General features: G+C 70.6%; 19 protein-coding genes and 1 other RNA gene. 11 read left to right on the forward strand and 9 right to left on the reverse strand.

From position 1 onward, the window contains the following. Positions 1-100 precede the first annotated feature (100 nt). Positions 101-898 carry a peroxide stress protein YaaA gene (gene yaaA, locus OHS81_RS26250; RefSeq protein WP_328387108.1) on the reverse strand — a complete coding sequence of 266 codons (798 nt, stop codon included), beginning with the start codon at positions 896-898 and terminating at the stop codon, positions 101-103. 269 nt (positions 899-1167) lie between these two features. Here yaaA and OHS81_RS26255 point away from each other — a divergent pair, with 269 nt between their 5' ends. Further along, positions 1168-2652 carry an RNB domain-containing ribonuclease gene (locus OHS81_RS26255; RefSeq protein WP_328387109.1) on the forward strand — a complete coding sequence of 495 codons (1485 nt, stop codon included), beginning with the start codon at positions 1168-1170 and terminating at the stop codon, positions 2650-2652. Here OHS81_RS26255 and OHS81_RS26260 read toward each other — a convergent pair. Then, the gene (locus OHS81_RS26260; protein ID WP_328387110.1) at positions 2639-3334 is read right to left on the reverse strand and encodes a hypothetical protein; all 696 of its coding nucleotides are present in this window, start codon (positions 3332-3334) and stop codon (positions 2639-2641) included. The two genes, OHS81_RS26255 and OHS81_RS26260, sit on opposite strands and share 14 nt — an antisense overlap. Further along, positions 3331-4143, reverse strand: coding sequence for a MerR family transcriptional regulator (locus OHS81_RS26265; RefSeq protein ID WP_328387111.1), 813 nt, complete (start codon positions 4141-4143; stop codon positions 3331-3333). The genes OHS81_RS26260 and OHS81_RS26265 overlap by 4 nt, the downstream gene beginning before the upstream one ends. A gap of 155 nt (positions 4144-4298) precedes the next feature. Between OHS81_RS26265 and rnpB the strand changes: the two genes are divergently transcribed. Next, an RNA gene (gene rnpB / locus OHS81_RS26270) (RNase P RNA component class A) lies at positions 4299-4699 on the forward strand. A 213-nt stretch (positions 4700-4912) separates the two neighbouring features. On the opposite strand, the gene OHS81_RS26275 is transcribed toward rnpB, so the two are convergent. The 5 genes from OHS81_RS26275 to OHS81_RS26290 form a co-directional block, all read right to left on the reverse strand. Continuing rightward, positions 4913-5251 carry a hypothetical protein gene (locus OHS81_RS26275; protein WP_328387112.1) on the reverse strand — a complete coding sequence of 113 codons (339 nt, stop codon included), beginning with the start codon at positions 5249-5251 and terminating at the stop codon, positions 4913-4915. A gap of 184 nt (positions 5252-5435) precedes the next feature. Next, on the reverse strand, positions 5436-5942 hold the full coding sequence (locus OHS81_RS26280) for a glycine-rich domain-containing protein (RefSeq protein ID WP_328387113.1): 507 nt from the start codon (positions 5940-5942) through the stop codon (positions 5436-5438). Between the two features lie 97 nt (positions 5943-6039). Beyond that, the gene (locus OHS81_RS26285; protein ID WP_328387114.1) at positions 6040-6195 is read right to left on the reverse strand and encodes a hypothetical protein; all 156 of its coding nucleotides are present in this window, start codon (positions 6193-6195) and stop codon (positions 6040-6042) included. Continuing rightward, positions 6177-6587, reverse strand: a complete 411-nt coding sequence (locus tag OHS81_RS37490) for an SRPBCC family protein (RefSeq protein WP_443058770.1) — start codon at positions 6585-6587, stop codon at positions 6177-6179. Before OHS81_RS37490 ends, OHS81_RS26285 begins: the two co-directional genes overlap by 19 nt. A gap of 75 nt (positions 6588-6662) precedes the next feature. Continuing rightward, positions 6663-7259, reverse strand: a complete 597-nt coding sequence (locus OHS81_RS26290) for a TetR/AcrR family transcriptional regulator (RefSeq protein WP_328387115.1) — start codon at positions 7257-7259, stop codon at positions 6663-6665. A 652-nt stretch (positions 7260-7911) separates the two neighbouring features. On the opposite strand from OHS81_RS26290, the gene OHS81_RS26295 reads away from it, so the two are divergent. Beyond that, positions 7912-8184, forward strand: a complete 273-nt coding sequence (locus OHS81_RS26295) for a hypothetical protein (protein WP_328387116.1) — start codon at positions 7912-7914, stop codon at positions 8182-8184. Between the two features lie 45 nt (positions 8185-8229). Here the strand turns inward: OHS81_RS26295 and OHS81_RS26300 are convergent, their stop codons facing one another. After that, positions 8230-9228: a LuxR C-terminal-related transcriptional regulator gene (locus OHS81_RS26300; RefSeq protein ID WP_328387117.1), complete on the reverse strand. Its 999-nt coding sequence runs from the start codon at positions 9226-9228 to the stop codon at positions 8230-8232. A gap of 578 nt (positions 9229-9806) precedes the next feature. Between OHS81_RS26300 and OHS81_RS26305 the strand changes: the two genes are divergently transcribed. The 8 genes from OHS81_RS26305 (at position 9807) to OHS81_RS26340 (ending at position 18899) form a co-directional block, all read left to right on the forward strand. Then, positions 9807-10844 (forward strand): SGNH/GDSL hydrolase family protein, encoded by a 1038-nt coding sequence (locus tag OHS81_RS26305; RefSeq protein ID WP_328387118.1) that lies wholly within the window; start codon positions 9807-9809, stop codon positions 10842-10844. A 241-nt stretch (positions 10845-11085) separates the two neighbouring features. After that, on the forward strand, positions 11086-13401 hold the full coding sequence (locus OHS81_RS26310) for an iron-containing redox enzyme family protein (RefSeq protein ID WP_328387119.1): 2316 nt from the start codon (positions 11086-11088) through the stop codon (positions 13399-13401). Beyond that, on the forward strand, positions 13398-14015 hold the full coding sequence (locus OHS81_RS26315) for a LysE family translocator (RefSeq protein ID WP_328387120.1): 618 nt from the start codon (positions 13398-13400) through the stop codon (positions 14013-14015). Before OHS81_RS26310 ends, OHS81_RS26315 begins: the two co-directional genes overlap by 4 nt. Continuing rightward, positions 14015-14740 (forward strand): YggS family pyridoxal phosphate-dependent enzyme, encoded by a 726-nt coding sequence (locus OHS81_RS26320; protein WP_328387121.1) that lies wholly within the window; start codon positions 14015-14017, stop codon positions 14738-14740. The genes OHS81_RS26315 and OHS81_RS26320 overlap by 1 nt, the downstream gene beginning before the upstream one ends. Continuing rightward, entirely contained in the window at positions 14733-16565 is a 1833-nt protein-coding gene (locus OHS81_RS26325) for a carbamoyltransferase family protein (protein WP_328387122.1), read from the forward strand. Before OHS81_RS26320 ends, OHS81_RS26325 begins: the two co-directional genes overlap by 8 nt. Positions 16566-16593: 28 nt before the next feature. Beyond that, positions 16594-16758, forward strand: coding sequence for a hypothetical protein (locus tag OHS81_RS26330; RefSeq protein WP_328387123.1), 165 nt, complete (start codon positions 16594-16596; stop codon positions 16756-16758). A 64-nt stretch (positions 16759-16822) separates the two neighbouring features. After that, positions 16823-17272 carry a hypothetical protein gene (locus tag OHS81_RS26335; protein ID WP_328387124.1) on the forward strand — a complete coding sequence of 150 codons (450 nt, stop codon included), beginning with the start codon at positions 16823-16825 and terminating at the stop codon, positions 17270-17272. Between the two features lie 895 nt (positions 17273-18167). Further along, positions 18168-18899 carry a helix-turn-helix domain-containing protein gene (locus OHS81_RS26340; RefSeq protein WP_328387125.1) on the forward strand — a complete coding sequence of 244 codons (732 nt, stop codon included), beginning with the start codon at positions 18168-18170 and terminating at the stop codon, positions 18897-18899. Positions 18900-18916: the final 17 nt, after the last annotated feature.

Genomic DNA, 18916 nt, shown 5'->3' on the forward strand with positions numbered 1-18916 from the left:
GAGTGTTGCGCATGCTGCAACGGCCCGGCTGGGCGGTCCTGCCGTCCGTCCGCTGGGCGGCCCCGCAGTCCGTCCGCCCCTTGTCCCGCCCGGCCCCGCCCTACAGCTCCGTCACGATCACATCGACGGCCCACGCCTTGCCGTCCTTCGCCGGAGGCTCCGCCTCCACCGCATACCCCAGCCCCCGCAGCGCCTCCACCAGCTCCGCCGGACCCGCCGGAGCCAGGCCCGCCGACAGCAGATCCCGCACCAGCCGTCCCTTGGTCGCCTTGTTGAAGTGGCTGACCACCGTCCGCTTCTCCACACCGGCCACCGTCTTCGACTGCAGCACCCGCACCGTCGCGGTCCGTCCGGCCACCTCGCCCTTGGGCTTCCAGGCCGTCGCATACGCCGCCGAGCGCAGATCGAGGACCAGTCCGTCCCCGGCGGCCTCGGGCATCACCTCGGCCATCGGCGCCCGCCAGTACGCGCCCAGCGCGCCGAGCCCCGGCAGCTTCACGCCCATCGAGCAGCGGTAGGACGGAATCCGGTCGCCGATCCGTACGGCGCCCCACAGCCCCGAGAACACCAGCAGGGACCGCTCGGCCCGCTTCCGGGCCGCCGCGTCCAGGGACGCCAGACCGAGCGCGTCATAGAGCACCCCGGTGTAGATCTCCCCGGCCGGCCGCGTCCCTGCCGTCCGCAGGCCCGCGTTCTTGGCGATCTCGCCCTTGAGGCCGTCGCTGAGCCCCAGCACCTCCTGGGCCTTGGCCTCGTCCGCCGCGCACAGCCCGACCAGCTCCTCCAGCACCGCCTCGCGCGCGGCGGTCAGCGCGGGCAGCGACAGCGCACCGGCATCCAGCGGCGCCCCGGCCGCTCCCGCGGCCTTCCCTTCGGACGGCGGCAACAGCACGAGCACGGTGTTTCTCCCTCACGGCGGTACGGGTGGTACGGCGGGGTGCGGCCCCGGCACAGGGTATGGCCTGCGGCGGGTGGGCCAGGAACCCGCGAGGCGCGGCCGCCGCCCCCCGGGCCGGGCACCTGCACGCCGCCCTGGGGCCGGCCCCCCCGCACGCCACCTCGGGGCCGTTCCCCGCCGCACGTCACCCGGAGCCGTTCCCACAAGCCACCCGGCACGGCCACCCGCACGCCGCGCCGGGAGCGGCCGCCCGCCATACGCTCGATGGCATGCCCCGTCTCCATATGCATGTGACCGACGCAGCCGAGGCCCCGCTGCGGGTCGCGCTGCATGAGCTGCGCGGAAGGCTGGAGATCCCGGACCACTTCCCGCCCACGGCCCAGGCCGAGGCGGAGAGCGCCGCCCGCGCCCCGCGCATCCCGGCCGCCGACGGCGCGGTGGCGACCGAGCACACCCTGGAGGACGCCACCGACCTTCCCCTCTTCACCCTCGACCCGCCCGGCTCCCTCGATCTCGACCAGGCCATGTTCCTGTCCCGGCGCCCCGGCGGCGGCTATCGCGTCCACTACGCCATCGCCGATGTCGCCTCCTTCGTGACACCCGGCGGCGCCCTGGACGCCGAGGCGCACCACCGGGTGATGACCCTCTACTTCCCCGACGAGCGGGTTTCGCTGCATCCCCATGTGCTGAGCGAGGGCGCCGCCAGCCTGCTGCCCGACCGGGACCGCCCGGCCGTCCTGTGGCAGCTCGACCTCTACGCGGACGGTGCCCTGGCCGCCGCGTCCGTACGCCGTGCCCTGGTCCGCTCCCGCGCCCGGCTGGACTACGCCGGCGTCCAGCGGATCCTGGACGACTCGACGGCCGAGGAACCGCTTGCCCTGCTCCGCGAGATCGGCCTGCTGCGCGAGGAGCTGGAGGTCGCCCGGGGTGCGATCTCCCTCAACGTCCCCGAGCAGGAGATCGTCGAGCGGGACGGCCGCTACACCCTCGAATACCGCGCCCCGCTCCCGGCTTACGGCTGGAACGCGCAGATCTCCCTGCTCACCGGCATGGCGGCGGCCGAACTGATGCTGGCCTCCGGCACCGGCATCCTCCGCACGCTGCCTACCGCTCCCGACGGCTCGGTCGCCCGGCTCCGCCTGACCGCCCGCGCGCTCGGCGTCGACTGGCCGCACCACACCTCGTACGCGGCGCTGATCCGCACCCTCGACCCGCGCCGCCCCGCCCACGCCGCCTTCCTGCAGGAGTGCACCGCCCTGCTGCGCGGCGCCGGCTACACCACCTTCGACGGCACCGCGCCACGGGCCGCCGAGGCGCTGCACGCCGCGGTCGCCGCCCCGTACGCGCATGCCACCGCGCCGCTGCGGCGGCTGGCCGACCGCTACACCTCCGAGCTGTGCCTGGCCGCTTCGGCCGGCGTCGAACCGCCCGGCTGGGTGCGCAGCGCGCTGCCCGCCCTGCCCCGCGAGATGGAGACCGGTGCCCAGCGCGCCAACCAGGTGGAGCGCTCCTGCGTCGACCTGGTGGAAGCGGCGCTGCTCCGGGACCGGGTCGGCGAGATCTTCGAGGCGCTGGTCGTCGACATCCAGGAGAAGGACCCCACCCACGGCACCGTCCACCTCTACGACCCGGCCGTCATCGGCACCGTCGAAACCGCCCCGGAAGGCCCCGCGCTGCCCCTGGGCCACCGCATCCCGGTCCGCCTCGCCGAAGCCGAACCGGGCCACCACCCCGTCCGCTTCACCCCTGCCTGACCGCGGCCCCGCCCGTCTCCGGCGTCCTCCCCGCGCCCGCCTCCGGCGCCGCGGCCTCTCCCGTCTCCCGCGCCGTACCCGCGTTCACCGCCGCCAGTTGCGCCCGCAGGGCCGTCACCGCCGCTCGCGCGTCATCGGCATGGAACCGCACCGTACGCACCGTCTCCCGCCGCCCCAGCAAACGGACGGCCACGACCGGTTCGGACAGCTCGACGGTGACCGAGGTCTGATCGCCGACCGCCAGCTCCACCACCACGTTGCCGTCCTTCTCCGGCTCCCGGACGAACCGGAGGTCGTGACGCACGGAGGCGATCAGCTCCAGCGGGATCCGTATGTCCCGGCCCGCACCGGCCCGTAGCCACAAGGTCTCCGCCCCCAGCACATGCGGCCGGGTGACCGCCGCCGCCTGCAGACCCAGTACCACCAGCACGGTGTAGAGGTCGAGGACCAGCATCACCGTGTGCGCCGCCGGGCGGTCCGCCAGCAGCACGCTGACCCCGACCGTCTCCACCACACACACGAACGCCAGCCCGTACACGAACGCGGCCTGCGCCCCCGCATACGCCAGGGCCCGCTCGCCCGGCGCCACCCCGATCCGCCGCCGCGCCACCCACCAGCCCAGGCTGACCAGCCACCGCGCCTCGTAGGCGCCCAGCCGGCGCAGCGCGGCCACCCGGCTCACCGCGCACGCTCCGCGATCAGCTGGATCGCCCGGCGTACGGCCTGGGCCTGCGCGGGCGCGAAGTGCGCGTAGTACGCCGTCAGGAAGCTGTCGCCGGCCTCCGCGCCCACCCCGGCCGCCTGTTCCCAGTGCTCCCTGCCTGCCTGGGCGACCACCGCCTCCGGAATGCAGTCCGCGAGCGCCCGAGCGGCCGCTTCCACCCGCGGATCGTCGGCCGGGGCCTCCGCCAGCGCGTCGAGCAGGCCGTACACCTCGTACATCTGCTGCATCGCCCCGGGCGCCGCGACCGCCTCCCCCAGCAGCTCCACCATCCGCTTGTTCCCCTCCGCCTCGCCCGTCGATTCGAGCAGCGCCAGCACCTCCCGTTCCTTCGCCGCCATCGCAGGCTCCGGCCCCGGGTGCGCGGCGGAAGCGCGGGCCATCTCTGCGAAGAGCGCCGCCAGTTCGTCCGACACCGGCCCCTCCGCGGGCAGCCCCCCGTGCTCGTCCGCCTGCCGCCGCACCGACGCCAGCCGGGCCCGCCGCGACCGGATCTCCTCCTCCTGGCGGGCCAGATCCGCGTCCAGCTCGGACAGCACCTCGTGCAGCTCACGCCCCGCGTCGTCGGCGAGGACGTCCCGCACCTCGTCCAGCCCCAGCCCCAGCTCCGTCAGCCGGCGCACCCGGGCGAGCGCGACCGCGTCCCGCAGCCCGTACTCCCGGTAGCCGTTGGCGCGGCGTTCCGGCTCGGGCAGCAGTCCGAGGTGGTGGTAGTGGCGGACGGCGCGGGTGCTGACGCCGATCAGACCTGCGAGCTCTCCGATTCTCATGCGCCCAGTACAAACGTTGCCGCTGCGACAAGGTCAAGGCCCGGACCCGGCGGGGAACGGGAGGCCCGGCGGGAAACGGGGAAGCCCGGGGAGGGGAACGGGCAAGCCCGGCGAGGACCGCTGCCCCCTACGGGTAGCATGGTCACCACGGCGGACGAGCCGGCCGGACGGCCGCGTGGGGATCACTGATCCCCCCGAGGAACGTCCGGGCTCCACAGGGCAAGGTGGTGGGTAACGCCCACCCGGGGTGACCCGCGGGACAGTGCCACAGAAAACAGACCGCCGGCGGCTTCGGCCTCCGGTAAGGGTGAAACGGTGGTGTAAGAGACCACCAGCCTCCGGGGTGACTCGGAGGGCTAGGTAAACCCCACCTGGAGCAAGGTCAAGAGGAGGCATCGGCTGATGCCTCTGCGCGGACGACCGAGGGCTGCCCGCCCGAGTCCGCGGGTAGACCGCACGAGGCTGCCGGCAACGGCAGCCCTAGATGGATGGCCGTCTCCCCCCGGCCCGCAAGGACCGGAGGCGACAGAACCCGGCGTACAGGCCGACTCGTCCGCTACTACAGCTCTGTCCAGGGCGAATACCCTGGCCGGGGCCGTGGTGCTTCCCGCCGGGCTTCCTGCCCTGACCTGCGGCTTCCCGGGAGTTCCCGTGGGGATGTTCGTGAACGAGCGCGGGACCAACCAGCGTTCGTACCGGGTGAGGCATCACGTACGAGGCGGTGTTCGACGCCGGATGGAGAACAAGCCCACGCCGAGCACCGCTACCTTTAGCACTTGGGTACCCGCTCGGGGGACACCTCGCCACCGTCGCTCATGATGGACGTGCTCGCGTCGATATAGCCGGATCCGCCGTCATAGGAGATCTTGTACGTCGCGCCGTAGCCGAATCCGGTCGCATCCGCTTTGCCTGGTGTGTAGCACTCGACTGTTACCGGCGTGAGCGTGGTCAGATCGGCGATCGGGTTCTGGCCCCGGGGATCAGCGTTCGGCCAGACCGAGACCTTGTCGTAGTTTCCGATCTTTCCGTCGACGCCACATCCTGCCAGCACAGCCGTCGCCAACCCGGCTGCTACAACCGACACCACCACGTTCCGTTTGCGATTCACTTGTGTCCCCGTCCTGTCCGCCCGCGCGGAATCCGTTGCGTAAAACACCTGCGAGTTCGATGCCCTGCCCACGGCAAGGCCGCACCTTGTCGTTTAATCCGCGCGTCGGGGTTCGGGGGCTGCCGTGGAGGGGTTCCGGTAGGGCCGGCCGGTGGTGAGTTCGAGGCCTGAGGTGGAACAACTGCTAGTCACCCCCTCCACCGCCACAGGACGAGCCGCACGACGAGCCGCACGACGAGCCACAGGACGGAGTGGAACAGCCGCCGCCTGGATGAGGCCGCCGCCTGCACCTCGCCCCCGTTGGGACCAGTGTGCTCGGCGGCGCCGTCCACAGTTCCTTGTCCGTGCTGAACCCTGCCTCTTCGATCAGGGCCACGGCCCGCAGGTGTGCGCCCGGGTCGCGATCGGGGGTGTCCGGCCCGTCGGGGTGGTGGTGTACGAAGTTTCCGAGCCGGGCGCACAGCTTGGCGTACAGCGCCGTGTGCAGAATGAGGGCGTGCCACCCCTCGTCGACCATGCGCGAAGGCCGGATGGACGTCGTCGGGAACTTCGCGGCGGCCACGACGAACTTGAGGGCTTCTTCCACGACGCGCCTGGCCGTAGGCTCGTCCATGCCAGGGTTGTTGTCCATGACCGTTGCGACGACACCTCTGAACGCGTCAGGAGCGAGTAAGTCACGCAGTTCGTGCATGTCGTGTTTTCCTTCCTGGTGTGTTTCCTCTGGCGCCCGCCTCGGCCGTTCGACCTGCCAGGATTGATCCGGCCGGGGCGGGAGTCGCTTCGCTGGGTCAGCCCACTGGCCGGTCACTGCGCTGCGAGCTGTCCGCCACGCTGGGCAGGGGTGACTCCAGATGGCGCTTGAGGCGCTGCAGCGTGGTGCCGATGTTGGTGTTGTTGACGCCGCTGCGGTCGAAGACGCCGGTGATCAAGATGGCGAGGGGCATGAACCACAGGGGCACCCGCGTCCAGGTGGTCTCGGTGAGGTGCAGCCCTCCGCTGTGGGTGCGATGTCGTGCTGCCGGCGGGAGATGGGGACTCCGAGCGGCGCCGTCACCTCGTAGGCGAAGCACCGGCTCGGATCGGCATCCGTGATACGGCAGGTGGTGGCCCAGCGACGCAGGCCGTTGCGGTTGTGGCCGTGGAAGCGGGCGCCCACCGCTGGTGCAGTGGCTCCGCCCAGCCAGCGGGCACGGTGGGCCTCTTCGGCGAGACGGACTATGACGGGCGGATCGCTGACAACGCGATACGCATCAGCCGGGGTTGTCCTGATGGCCACCGTGCCGGTGGCCGCGGGGGCCGGGAATCGCGGAATGCGCAACAGGCGCAGCACGGGCATCGGAGCCTCCTCGACTGATGTAATCAGCGATTACATCAGTGCGCGGAGTGGCCGTCAAGACCCTGCGAAACCTGGTCAGTTGGCGATGCCGAGGCCGATGGTGTCCAGAACCTGCTCGGTCAGCTGTTCCGCCTGATCCGGCGGCAGATACCCATCAACGATCATCTGTGACAGGCCGTAGACGATCGCCTGACCCGCGAGAGCCACCACTGCGGGATCGCCGGGGCGCAGCACACCGGCCTTCTGATCGGCGACGATGATGTCGGTGAGAGTCCGCTCGATGTCGGAGAGGCGCTGGTGCAGTTCGGCAGGCCGACTGTCGCTGAACACCCTGGTCTTGATCAGCTCGAAGCGGCGCGGGTGGCGGATCGCGTAACGGACGAAGCCCAGGCCGAAAGCGCGCATCACAGAACCCTCGACGTCTGCGACCATGCCGAGCTGCCATTCCCCGAAGTCGACCAGAATGTGGTCGGCGACCGCTGTCAGCAGCGCCTGACGGTCGGCGAAATGCCGAAACGGCGCTCCTGGCGACACCCCTGCCCGGCGGGCGACTTCACGGACAGTCACATGCTCCACCCCGCGCTCGTCCAGGAGCTCGATGGCCGCAGCGGTGAGCGCGGCGGGGAGGTCGCCATGGTGATAACCAGCGCGTTCAGTGGACTTGGCCTTCATGTACGCAGTGCTACCACACGTGGAAGTGCGACTGACCGGTGCCCTGGGAGCACCTCGTGGTGTCCGCGGGTCATGTACGTGGCGGGCAGGTTCCGTAGATCCCGTATGCGGGCGTGGACGGGGTTCTCGCCGGTCGGCATCCGTGGCCTCGAGGCCCTGCCGGGCTACCCGTACGGTCCACTGGCCAGATGCAGCCGCCCTGTCGGGGCGACCAGTGCTGTGGCCTGGTCACCACCCACGACCCGTGGCCGTCTCGGGCCAGGATGTCTCTCGCGTACAGGCCGACTCGTCCGCCATCACGACCCTGAACAGGGCCGTGATGCGTCAGGGCGCTCAGCCGAGGCATCAATGCGCGGACTCCCGGCGGGGTGCCATCGTGTGAAGCCAACGATCAGCGGGTCCGCGGCGGTTGGGGCACGACGGTCGCGACTTGGGGGTATTGATGGATGTCACAGGATACTCAAGCGAATTCATTACCGATCGTGCCTTCCCGGCGGCGATGAAGCGGTTCACTCTACGTCAGGTCCGGAGATGGCCCGGATTGTTTTTGGACGGAGAGAGGGTGGCCGCGGAATCACTGAGGGATTGGCTACTTCCGGAGAATGCAGAAGATGACTACTCCAGCATTGTCACCTTCTCCGAGAGTCGAAACATGGAGGAGTTCTGGGAGCGTTGCGGGTACGCGCTGAATTGCCAGGGTGAGGGGCCGTTCTCCATTCTTTACAAGCGTTACCCAGATGTACTCCGAGCGCACCGGGTAGCCGGAGTTCAGCTCGCTGATCCGGAAAGTTCAGCGGTGGTGGAGGGTGCTTCGCTTCTCTTGTCCGAGTGCTATGTCGTCAGCCTGGTCACTCCCGAAGACCCCAGGACCGATCCGTTCTCCGGTGGCATCCTCCGCGATTTCCTCGATTCATTCAGCCGGTAATCGGATCCGGGTGCACCGAGACTGCCTGCTGCCGGCCGATCCGGATCAACTGCCGGTGTCGATGTGTGAGGAGATCCGGGGCACCAGGCCTCGTTCCCGTATTTGGTGGGAGTGCAGGAGGTAGCCGAGGTGCAGCCGGTTTCTTGCTCCCAGCCTTCGCATGAGGTCCGAGACATGACGCTGGCAGGTCCGTAAGGACATGCCCAGGCGGCGGGCGATGACCTTGTCCTCAAGGCCCTCTGTCAGCAGATGGGCAATCGTGGTCTTGATGTCGTCCAGGACTTGGTCGGCGGTCACCGGGTCGTACCTGGAGGGAAAGGGGATGGCCGTGCTCCAGGCCGGTTCGAACGAGGTCCGCATGAAAGCGACCACGTGGGGATCCCGGACGATCAATGCGCCGTACCGGTCGTCGCGCAGAGACGTCACCGCCACCTTGCCGTCGAAGAGGAGGAGGTTCATGAATCCGTCGCTCCGGGTGCGGACTTCGGCTCCCCGCCCGGTGACGTGATGGACGAACTCCGCGGTCGCGGGGCTGAATCGCGCGGTGTGCTGGTAGAGGGTCCGCAGCCGGACGCCCCGGTCCAGTAACTCGTCGGTGCGCTCCAGTGATTCCTTGAGTGCTTCGGCGGGCCGGGCTCCGCCCGGCTGAGCGGTGATCACTTCCTCGGTGGCCTCGGCGGCGAGCTGGGTGAGGGCCCGGCGGACCGAGGGAAGATCCGGAACGATCTCCAGCGGACACGACCCGGCCTCGTGCAGCGTGGCGCTCTCGTAGACCTGCGCGAGTTCGGAGTACACCTCACGGATGGCGTCCACCTCACGCTGACGGCGGCTGAGTTCCCTGACGATCGGCCAGACGAACTGCACCCTGGCGCTTTCGGGCGAGAGGGCCCGCAGGGTGCCCTTCTCCCACGAGGACCTGCACAGCAGCCTGAGCGTCATCAGCTGCTCGATCGCCCGGTCCAGGGACTCGTCGGCCATCCGCGTCCGCGTACGCACCTCGCAGGCAGGGATGCCTTCGGGAGCCTCGGCCAGGAACCGGTACACAGCCCGGACTTCCTCACTCAGAGCAGGCCATTCCCCTGTGGCATGAAGGCCGGATACCTCCACGTTGCACACCCCCGGTGTGTCTGAGCCGCGCGGCACATCGATACCTGGCACGCCGGAGACCGCCTCCGGAGGCGGAGCACCCGGAGGCGGCCTCGATCACCCCATCACTCATACTTTATGCCGAGTTAAGGAATTCTCCGTGGTGGCTTCGATGTTCGCCACAATTGGCTGGTTCTCAGCGGAGTAGCGCAGCAGCGGAGTAGCGGACAGGGCGGCCCGGTGCGCGGACCAGATCGCTCCGTTCCCCCGACCCTTGACGTATCTGCGCCAGTCGCAGACACGACACCCCGTGTGTGTGTACGCACCGCCCGTTGTCACGCAGGCTCATTACGGTGCCGGTCCCCTGAAGACACGGAGTTGCCATGACGCTCACCGCACGATGTCCGGCTGTACCCGTACACCACGCCCTGACCAGCGGCCCGTCGGCTCTCGGCCTTGGCATGACCGCCGACCTCGGCTGGGGAGACTGAGCGTTCCTCCTCCCCGGCAACCGTCCGCTGACAGGAGTTCCGTCCGTGAACGCAAGGCGCTATTCGCTGACCCCGCAGATGGCCCAGTACGACGACTTCGTCGATCGCGGGGAGACCCGCTGGGTGCCCTACCTGATGTACTTCCACCGGGCGGATTACCGCTCCGGCGTCGTGAACACCGATCGTCTCGGATTCCGCGTCTCCCATGGCGCGACCGGCACCGCCTCCGTCGCCGACGCACCCGCCGACGGCACGGTCAACGTCCTGGCGGGCAGCTCCACCGCATTCGGCGTGGGCACCACCAACGACGCCGCCTCGATCCCGTCGCGTCTGTGGAGCCGGCACGCGCCCTCCGCCCCCTGGCTGAACCTCGGTGCCCGCGGATACTGCTCCACGCAGGAGATGATGCTCTACCTGCTGCACCGCGAGATGCTGCCGCCGGTCGACCGGATCGTCATCCTCTCCGGGCTGAACAACCTGGCGCTGGCCGGCCTCCCCCGCGCCCTGCAGGGCGATTACGGGGCCTTCTTCTTCTCCGGCGAGTACTACCAGCAGATGGAGGAGCTGCGCTCGCGCCACCGCAAGGCCAAGCGCACCGGCCGGTTCGGGCGCGGCGAACGCCGGGCCGCCGAGCCGCCGCAGGCACCCGCCGACGAGGCGCCGCTGACGCTCGACGAACGGCTGGCGACCGCCATCGAGCGCACGGCGCTCGACCTGGAGCGCTTCAAGCTGCTGGCCGGCACCTCCGGCACCCGGATCTCGTTCGCTCTTCAGCCGCTGGCCACCTGGGTGCGGGAGACTCCCTCGCCCGAGGAGGCCGAGCTCTTCCGCGAACTGGACGGCAAGCAGTCGACGTTCTGGCAGCTCTTCGGTGAGATCGCCCCCGCCGAGGTCGGCCGCCGTTACGCCGAGGGCATCGCGCAGGCGTGCGCCAAACACGACGTGGCGTTCCTGGATCTCAACCCGCTCGTGGCGGATGCTGCAGATCCCGGGCAGTGGCTGTTCGTGGACCGCGCGCACTTCACCGACGAAGGCTACGACCTGGTCTCCGGTCTGCTGGCCACGGGCCTGGGTCTGTCCTGACCACGGCCTCGGCCTGTCCTGACCACGGGCCCGGCACCCCGGGCGGCCGGGCCTGTCCTGACCGCGCCGACGAGCCCCCGCATCGCACCCGCCACTCCTGAAGGGAACCTCCCATGGCACTGCTGCGTAAAGTGCTCGGATTCTTCCAGCGCAAGCGCAAGACCAAGTCCAAGGACGACGCCTCCATCTACCCGATGTTCTGACACCCCGGACCCGGACCGGAACCACAGGAGGAGCGTCGATGCAACGCCAGCAGGCGGCGGCCGGCACCGCCGGCCGCCGGCCCCGGGCCGTCGCGGAGGAGTGCCGCACGCTGTACGTACGGGCGGCGGACCCGGAGGGGTTCCCCCCGAGGGTGGCGATTCCGGACGAGTACTCCCGTGCGCTGACGGCATCCGCGCAGACGCCGGCGGACTGGGAGCGCCGGGCCGGCGCATGGTCGGTCCGGGCCGGCGAGGACTATCGGGCACTCGCGGCCCGGGCCGCCGACCAGGAGTCGCGTGATGCCCTGGTTCGCCGGGCGGCCCTCGGCGCGGCTCCGCTCGCACTGGTCTCGGGCGCCTGGCTGCAGTGGCTGAGCAGTCCCGGCAACGGCGACAGCGAGCTGACGATGCGTACGCTCTCGCTCTACGCCCAGGACCTGGGTGCCGGGCATCCCGGTGCCGACCGGGGCAGCGCGTACCGGGCCCTGCTGCACCACCTGCGGCTCGCGGAGCGCGCCGCACCCGTCACCCGGCTGGCCCAGGACCCGCAGGTGTCCGACCTGGCCTTCGCTCTGCCCGGGCCGCTGCTGACCATGAGCCGACGGCCCGACGACCATCGCGCGGAGCTGGTGGGTGCCGATCTGTGCCTGCGGGCGGTCGGGCTGCTCCCGCCCCTTGCCCTGGTGCGTGAACTGCTCCCGGCGGCGGCCGACTGGACCGCCCTGGACCCCGGGGCCGCCCGCCGGGCGGATACGCCGACCGGACTCGCGCTCGCCCGTGCCGGCGCCGCCGCGCTCCCGGCCGAGAGCCCGGATGCCCCGGGGCTGATCGCGGGTTTCCGCTGGGCCCTGGACATGCTGCAGCGGTGGAGCGGCGGCCTGTACGAGGAGGTGTCGGCGGCCCTGGACCCGGCCCATGACATGGCGGAGCTGCTGAGGCTCCGGGCCCGCGAAGCAGCCCTGTACCACCAGGATTTCAAGGTCGGGGGCCGCGCGCTCGGCGACTGGTTCACCGAGGCCCGTACCGCACCCCACGGACTGCTCCGCGCCCTCGCGGCCAGTCGGCTCGTCAGGCCGGGGAGCCCCGAGCGCAGCCCCCTGCTGCGCGGCCTGATCTCCGAGAACGGCCCGATGTTCCGGATCTTCTCCCCTGCGGACGAGGCCGTGATCCGGCGCTGGATCCGTTCGCTGCCCGCGGTTGCGGCCGCGGACCGCGACGGACAGGCCACGACCACGGCCACCGTCACGGCCACGGACACGACCACGGACACCGTCACGGCCCCGGCCCCGGCCCCGGCCCCGGCCATGGACACGGAAACGGACACCGTCACAGTGACAGTGACGGGCCCGGACCCGGACCCGGGCCCGGACACAGCGCGGTCCCTCCCCGTCCCGGCGGCCGTACGAGCCCCGGCCGCGCGGCGCGACCGGACCCCCGGCACCCTGCGCGAGGCGTACCACCTCCTGCTCAGCCGCGGTGACACACCCGCGCTGCGCCGGTACGCCACGGGGTACGTACACGGCTGGCTGGCGCGCTCCCGCGTCGGCTGGGACACGGCCGGGCATCTGCCTCCGGACCACTGGGATCCGCGGGGGCTGCGCCCGTGGCTCCAGGAGCAGCACGACCGGCACGGCCGGGAATTCGAGCAGGGGGCGGACGCACCCCTGCCCTCCAAGGAGGCGCTGGTCGACGCCACCGTGCAGCTCGCTCCCCTGACCCTGATAGACGGCAGCTGGCTGCAGGGCTTCACGGACTACGGCCATGCCTCCTCGGACGTCGGCCATCTGCTGTTCTCCACCTACTGGGACGAACTCGGCAACGGGGACCTCGGCCTCAACCACCCCCTGATCTACCGCGAGGTGCTGCGGGAGATGGGCGTCGAACTGCCGCCCACCGCTTCCCGCGAGTTCGCGCAGTGGCCGGGGTTCCGGGAGGAGTCGTTCGAGCTGCCGGTGTACTGGCTGTGCATCGGCCGGCTGCCGCGCACCTTCCTGCCGGAAGTGCTGGGGCTGAACGTGGCGATGGAGCTGTCCGGCGTCGGCGGCGGCTACCGGCGCGCCCGCATCGGCCTGGAGAAGTACGGGTTCAGCACCCGTTTCGTCGACATCCACAACACCATCGACAACGTCGCCACGGGCCACTCCGCCTGGGCCGCCGACGCGGTGGACGCCTATATGGCCGCCGTGCCCTCCGTGCTGGGTCCGGGCTGCGAACCGGGGATCTGGGAGCGCGTCAGGACGGGCTACCGGTCGTTGAACCCACCGGGCGGACGGCGCGCCAGAAGGGCCGCCCGGACGGCCACGCGCGCATACGAGAACAAGCGCGCATACGAAAACAAGGGAGAGATTCATTGAGTCACGTCCTGGCCTTCATCGCCATCGCCCTGGTGGTGAATCTGACACCGGGGCCGGCGATGCTCCACTGCGTCGCGAGCAGCGTCAGCAGGGGGCCGCGGGCCGGTATCAGGGCAGCTCTGGGCGTGGAACTCGGGGTCTTCGTCTACGTCGTGGCGACCGTGACCGGGCTCGCCGCACTCCTGGTCTCGGCCCCGACCGCCTACACCGTGGTGCAGCTCATCGGTATCTGCTTCCTGGCCTACATGGCCTGGACGAGCGTCCCGCGCGGCAAGCAGGACGAAGGGGAGGACGGCGTCACCCAGCGGGGTTCCGGTGGCCGCCCGTTCGTCAAGGGCTTCCTGCTCAATGTGTCCAATCCGAAGATCGCCCTGTTCTTCCTGACCATCCTTCCCCAACTGGTGCCCTCCGGAGCGAGCTCCTGGCAGCTCCTCGCCTTCGGTTTGGGCTTCAACCTCTCCGGATTCACCGTCAACACCCTGGCGGGGCTGCTCGGCCACCAGCTCGCCCCGGCCACCGACCGGCTCGGCCCCGTGCGCAACGTTCTGCCCTGGATTCCTCCCGCGGTGTTCCTCGCCCTCACCGCGGCCGCGCTGTGGAGTGTGATCACGTGATGCGAGAACGGCTGGAGGCCCTGCGGGCCCGAATAGACGCCGCGGCCACGGCAGCGGGCCGGCGCCCCGAGGCGGTGGAACTGCTCGCCGTGTCCAAGGGACACCCGGTCTCCGCGATCCGCGAGGCCCGCGCCCTCGGCCTGGACCGCTTCGGCGAGAGCTACGTCGGCGAGGCCCTGCCGAAGACGGCCGAACTCCGTGGCTCGGGTGTCCAATGGGTGTACCTGGGGCCGGTCCAGAGCAACAAGACCAGACTCCTGGCGGAGCATTTCTCCTGGGTGCTGGGGCTCTGCTCGCAGAAGGCGGCCCGGCGCCTCGACGCGCAGCGCCCCGACGACCTGCCGCCGCTCCAGGTGTGCGTCCAGGTCAACGCCGACGGCGATCCCGCCAAGGCGGGCCTCGCCCCGGATCAGCTCGACCCGTTCCTGGAGTCGGTCCAGGACCTGAGGCGCCTGACCGTCCGCGGCCTGATGACCATTCCCCGCAAGGCGGTGCCCGCTGCGCCCGTGACCGGCCCGCCCGCCTTCGAGGTACTGGCCGAGCTGTTCGCCAAGCAGGTCGCGGCAGGGCACCGGTGGGACACCCTCTCCATGGGGATGAGCGGCGACTTCGAGGCGGCGATCGCCGCCGGATCGACCCAGGTGAGGCTCGGGACCGCACTGTTCGGCCCACGGCCCGCCAAGCCCGGCACCCGCACCCCAGGAGTGGACGCTCACCATGACTGACCTCGTTCTGGGTATCTCCGCCTACTACCACGACAGTGCGGCAGCTCTCGTGGACGGCACGGCCATCATCGCCGCCGCGCAGGAGGAGCGCTTCACCCGGCGGCGCCACGATCCGTCCTTCCCGGCCCAGGCGGTGTCGTACTGCCTGGCCGAGGCGGGCGCGACACTGCGGGACGTCAGCGCAGTGGCGTACTACGAGGATCCGGCGCTCAAGTTCCGCCGCGTGCTGGCCTCGTACGCCGGCGCCGCGCCGTCCGGCTTCCCCTCGTTCCGGGACACCCTGCCGGAGTGGCTGCGCTGGAAGAGGCGGGCGGAACAGACCGTCCGGCGGGAGCTGGCGGCACTGGGTCAGGGAGCGGTGCCGGACATCATCTGCCGCCGCCACCACGAGTCGCACGCGGCCTCCGCGTTCTTCCCCAGCCCCTACGAGTCCGCGGCCGTGCTCTGCATCGACGGGGTGGGGGAGTGGGCGACCACCTCGCTCTGGCACGGACGCGCGGACCGCCTCGCACCGCTGGCCGAGCTGCGCTTCCCTCATTCACTCGGCATGCTGTACTCCGCGTTCACCTACTTCTGCGGATTCAAGGTGGACTCCGGCGAGTACAAGCTCATGGGGCTGGCGCCCTACGGCACGCCCCGTTACGCGGACCTGATCCGCGAACGGCTGATCGATCTCAAGCCCGACGGTTCCTTCCACCTGGACATGCGCTACTTCGCGTACCTGCGGGGTCAGGTGATGACCGGCCGCCGTTTCGAGGAGCTTTTCGGCGGGCCGCGCCGCCGTCCCGAAAGCCCCCTGACGGAGCGCGAGTTCGACCTGGCCGCCTCCGTGCAGCAGGTGACCGAGGAAGCGGTCCTGCGCCTGGCCAGGACCGCGCAGCGGCAGACCGGGGAGACCCGGCTGTGCCTGGCGGGCGGGGTGGCGCTCAACTGCGTTGCCAACGGGCGGGTGATCCGCGAGGAGATCTTCGACGGGGTGTGGGTGCAGCCGGCGGCCGGTGACGCGGGCGGCGCCCTGGGCGCGGCGCTCGCCGTCGCGATGGAGGGCGGCGCCGAGCGCACCCACCTCGGGAGCGGCGGGGACGCCATGTCCGGCGCCCTGCTGGGCCCCGCCTACCGGGACGAGGAGATCCAGGCGTACCTGGACGGCGCCGGTGTGCCGTACACCCGCTTCGAGACGGACGCGCTCGCGGCCAGGGCGGCTGCGGAGCTGGCGCGGGGCAAGGTGGTCGGCTGGTTCCAGGACCGGATGGAGTTCGGGCCGCGTGCCCTGGGCGCCCGGTCGATCCTGGGCGACCCCCGCGACACCGAGATGCAGTCCGCGATGAACCAGAAGATCAAATTCCGGGAGTCCTTCCGCCCCTTCGCGCCGGCCGTCCTCGACACCGACGCCGAGGACTACTTCGAACTCAAGCAGGAGAGCCCCTACATGCTGGTGGTCGCGGACGTGGCCGCCGCCCAGCGGCTGCCCGCCGAGGACGCCGGCGCCCGCGGACTGGAGCGGCTGAAGGTCCACCGCTCGACCATCCCGGCCGTCACCCACGTGGACATGTCGGCCCGCGTCCAGACCGTGAGCCAGGAGGCCAACCCGGCCTTCCACCGCCTGCTGACCGCCTTCAAGGCCGAAACCGGCTGCCCGGTCCTGGTGAACACCTCCTTCAACGTGCGGGGAGAGCCCATCGTCCGCTCGCCCGAAGAGGCCTACCGGTGCTTCATGCGCACCCGGATCGACGTCCTCGTGCTCGGCAGCTTCCTGCTGCTCAAAGAGGCCCAGCCGGCCTGGAGCGAGGACGGCGACTGGCGCGACGAGATCCCCCTCGACTGACCCTCTGCCGGACCAAGGAGAACCGCCCATGACCATGAGGAACCTCGCACTCCTCCTGCTCTACTGCCTGGTCGTCGTCCCCGCGGGAATCGTGGCGAGCCTGGGGCGCGACCCCCTGCGCCGCGGCATCGACCGCACCGCCGCGACCTACTGGATCGACGCCGGGGGAGCGCGCAGAAGCACGAAGGCATAAGGACCCGGCACGCGTGGCGGCCCCCTCGCCATTAAGATCGCTTACTTATTCGCGAGGGGGAAGCATGCGCAAGATCATCATTGGTACGGCTCTGGTCCTGACCACGTCTCTGCTGACGGGATGCGGTAGCGACGACAAGCCTGCGCCCGCCGGCAAGTCCGCGCACGCGCAGGCCGACGCGGGCGGGAAGCCGGGACCGGACAGCGGAAGCGGCGAGGTCAAGCACAAGGTCACCCTCGAAGTCCTCGGCACCGGCACCTCGCAGGTCTACTACAACCTCGACACCAACAAAATGGTGACGGCGACGCTGCCCTGGAAGAAGACCTCGGACATCACCCTGACCACCGACGCCGAGAAGAGGATCGGCATCGGGGTGTCCGTCGTTCCCGGCTCCGTGCCCGCCTCCGACGGCACGCTCCGCGCGGCGGCCTGCGTCATCACCGTCGACGGAAAGAAGGTCTCGGACAACAAGGGGGGCAAGTCCGACAAGATGTGCAAGTACACGGTGAAGTGAGGACGCCCGGCCGGCCGTGAGAACCGCCGCCACGCTTCACCGTGCCGGCGTGCGCAGAGGGTGGCACGACAGGGCCCGGAGGCAGGCTAAGCCGCCGGGCCCGCTCCTTTGGCCTTGGCCTTGCCCTCTTCGTGGCAGCGGGTTCTTGGCCAGCCGGCTGCAGGGTGTGCCGGCGGTCCTGTTCAGCGGCAGCGGGCGGGGGTGGACCTGCGGCTGACGGGGCAGGGGCAGGGGTAGGGGGGCGGCTCCGCAACCCGTCCTCTTCGGTGCCGAGTTGGCGGCGGAGGCCGCAATCCGCAAGGCGGCCGGGGTGCCGTGCCGGCCGTTCCGGAACCCTTGACATGGGTGAGCAGGTGCTTCTTGCGGCCGTCGGGGTCACGTGGCAGGGCCGGGCAGCTCTGCACGGCCAGTACCACCACGACGACGGTCATCGCGCGCCTGCTCGGTATCGGTAAGGGGCTGCGCCCTCTGCTCGCTGTCACCGCTCCCCCTCGGACCGACGGCGCAGGTCCGTCCGTCCCGATGTCCCCATGTCCCGGCCTCGAAAGGCGGTTGTGGCGCCGGGCTCTCCCCTGTGGAGCCCGGCACCACCGCTCGGAAGGCGGCAGTGGAGAGGCACGGAAACCGTGCGATCGGTTCCCATGTGCGAGGTGAACCCCGGTCGCACAGCGGCACCGCCCTGGCGAGGATCCTTCAACAACACCGCGTTGTCAACAATCGTTTAATCCAGGAGCGTTGGCGGCGGCTTCGGGGGCTGCCGAGCGGTCGTACCCGACACAATTGTGGTGCCGTTCATGGCGTACGGTGCTGGCGACCGTTAATCTCGGAGTGGCTGCGAGTGCGCCGCCGCCCCCGCCCCCGCCCCTGTCTACCGACCAGGAGACCGCCCATCGCCATGGATGCCTCCCACGCGCACCCGGCGGATGGTCTCCCCGCCGTCGTCGCAGCGATTGACGAACTCCTCCGGGACCTGGGCCTGGGACGCGACGTCATCGACATCGACCACCTCTCGCACCGGACGGGCATCACGGTCCCCCGCGTCCAGGCGTTGCTCGATCACACCGGCCAGGAATCCGAGAACGTGCAGGACTCGTTCCAGGACCGCCTCGTCTTCCTGCGGGACACCCGTCGCAAGCCCGACGGGAAGAGGTACACCCTCGACGAGATCGGCGCGGGGGCCGGCATCTCCCACGGTCAGGTCGGCTACCTCCTGAACGGCAAGCGGAAGAGCCCCGGGCTGGACGTCACCCGGAAGCTGGAGAAGTTCTTCGGTGTCGAGCCCGGCTTCTTCACCGCCACCGAGCGTCAGGCGCTCTACCGGGCCCTGCAGTCGACGCACGAGCAGCTGACCCATCTCGCGCTGCTCCGGGGCAAGGGCATCGACCGGCTGGCGATGCGCAGCGGCACCAGCGGTGACAGCAGAATCGACCGGGAGCTGCGGGAGGCGCTTTCCGAGGCCCTGAGCCGGCCGGAGCGTGCGGATCCCGAAGTACGGGAGCTGACGGACCGTATGTGCTCCCTGCCCACCAGAAGCAGGAGGCGGGTCTTTCCGCTGATCCAGGGGCTGTTGGGGCTGGCGCGGCCCGAGAGCGACGACGGCCCGCCGCCCGGGCGGCGCGGCAGCTGAACGGCACGCGAACCCCG

It is taken from the genome of Streptomyces sp. NBC_00400, from assembly GCF_036048035.1.
Taxonomy (GTDB): Bacteria; Actinomycetota; Actinomycetes; order Streptomycetales; family Streptomycetaceae; genus Streptomyces.

Bases quoted from the DNA above. Each gene is read 5' to 3' on its own strand.
- OHS81_RS26310 (WP_328387119.1), top strand. From the start codon at position 11,086: ATGCAACGCCAGCAGGCGGCGGCCGGCACCGCCGGCCGCCGGCCCCGG.
- OHS81_RS26295 (WP_328387116.1), top strand. From the start codon at position 7,912: ATGGAGGAGTTCTGGGAGCGTTGCGGGTACGCGCTGAATTGCCAGGGT.
- OHS81_RS26265 (WP_328387111.1), bottom strand. From the start codon at position 4,143: ATGAGAATCGGAGAGCTCGCAGGTCTGATCGGCGTCAGCACCCGCGCC.
- OHS81_RS26320 (WP_328387121.1), top strand. From the start codon at position 14,015: ATGCGAGAACGGCTGGAGGCCCTGCGGGCCCGAATAGACGCCGCGGCC.
- OHS81_RS26280 (WP_328387113.1), bottom strand. From the start codon at position 5,942: ATGCACGAACTGCGTGACTTACTCGCTCCTGACGCGTTCAGAGGTGTC.
- OHS81_RS26290 (WP_328387115.1), bottom strand. From the start codon at position 7,259: ATGAAGGCCAAGTCCACTGAACGCGCTGGTTATCACCATGGCGACCTC.
- OHS81_RS26340 (WP_328387125.1), top strand. From the start codon at position 18,168: ATGGATGCCTCCCACGCGCACCCGGCGGATGGTCTCCCCGCCGTCGTC.
- OHS81_RS26335 (WP_328387124.1), top strand. From the start codon at position 16,823: ATGCGCAAGATCATCATTGGTACGGCTCTGGTCCTGACCACGTCTCTG.
- OHS81_RS26255 (WP_328387109.1), top strand. From the start codon at position 1,168: ATGCCCCGTCTCCATATGCATGTGACCGACGCAGCCGAGGCCCCGCTG.
- OHS81_RS26285 (WP_328387114.1), bottom strand. From the start codon at position 6,195: ATGCCCCTCGCCATCTTGATCACCGGCGTCTTCGACCGCAGCGGCGTC.
- OHS81_RS37490 (WP_443058770.1), bottom strand. From the start codon at position 6,587: ATGCCCGTGCTGCGCCTGTTGCGCATTCCGCGATTCCCGGCCCCCGCG.
- OHS81_RS26330 (WP_328387123.1), top strand. From the start codon at position 16,594: ATGACCATGAGGAACCTCGCACTCCTCCTGCTCTACTGCCTGGTCGTC.
- OHS81_RS26325 (WP_328387122.1), top strand. From the start codon at position 14,733: ATGACTGACCTCGTTCTGGGTATCTCCGCCTACTACCACGACAGTGCG.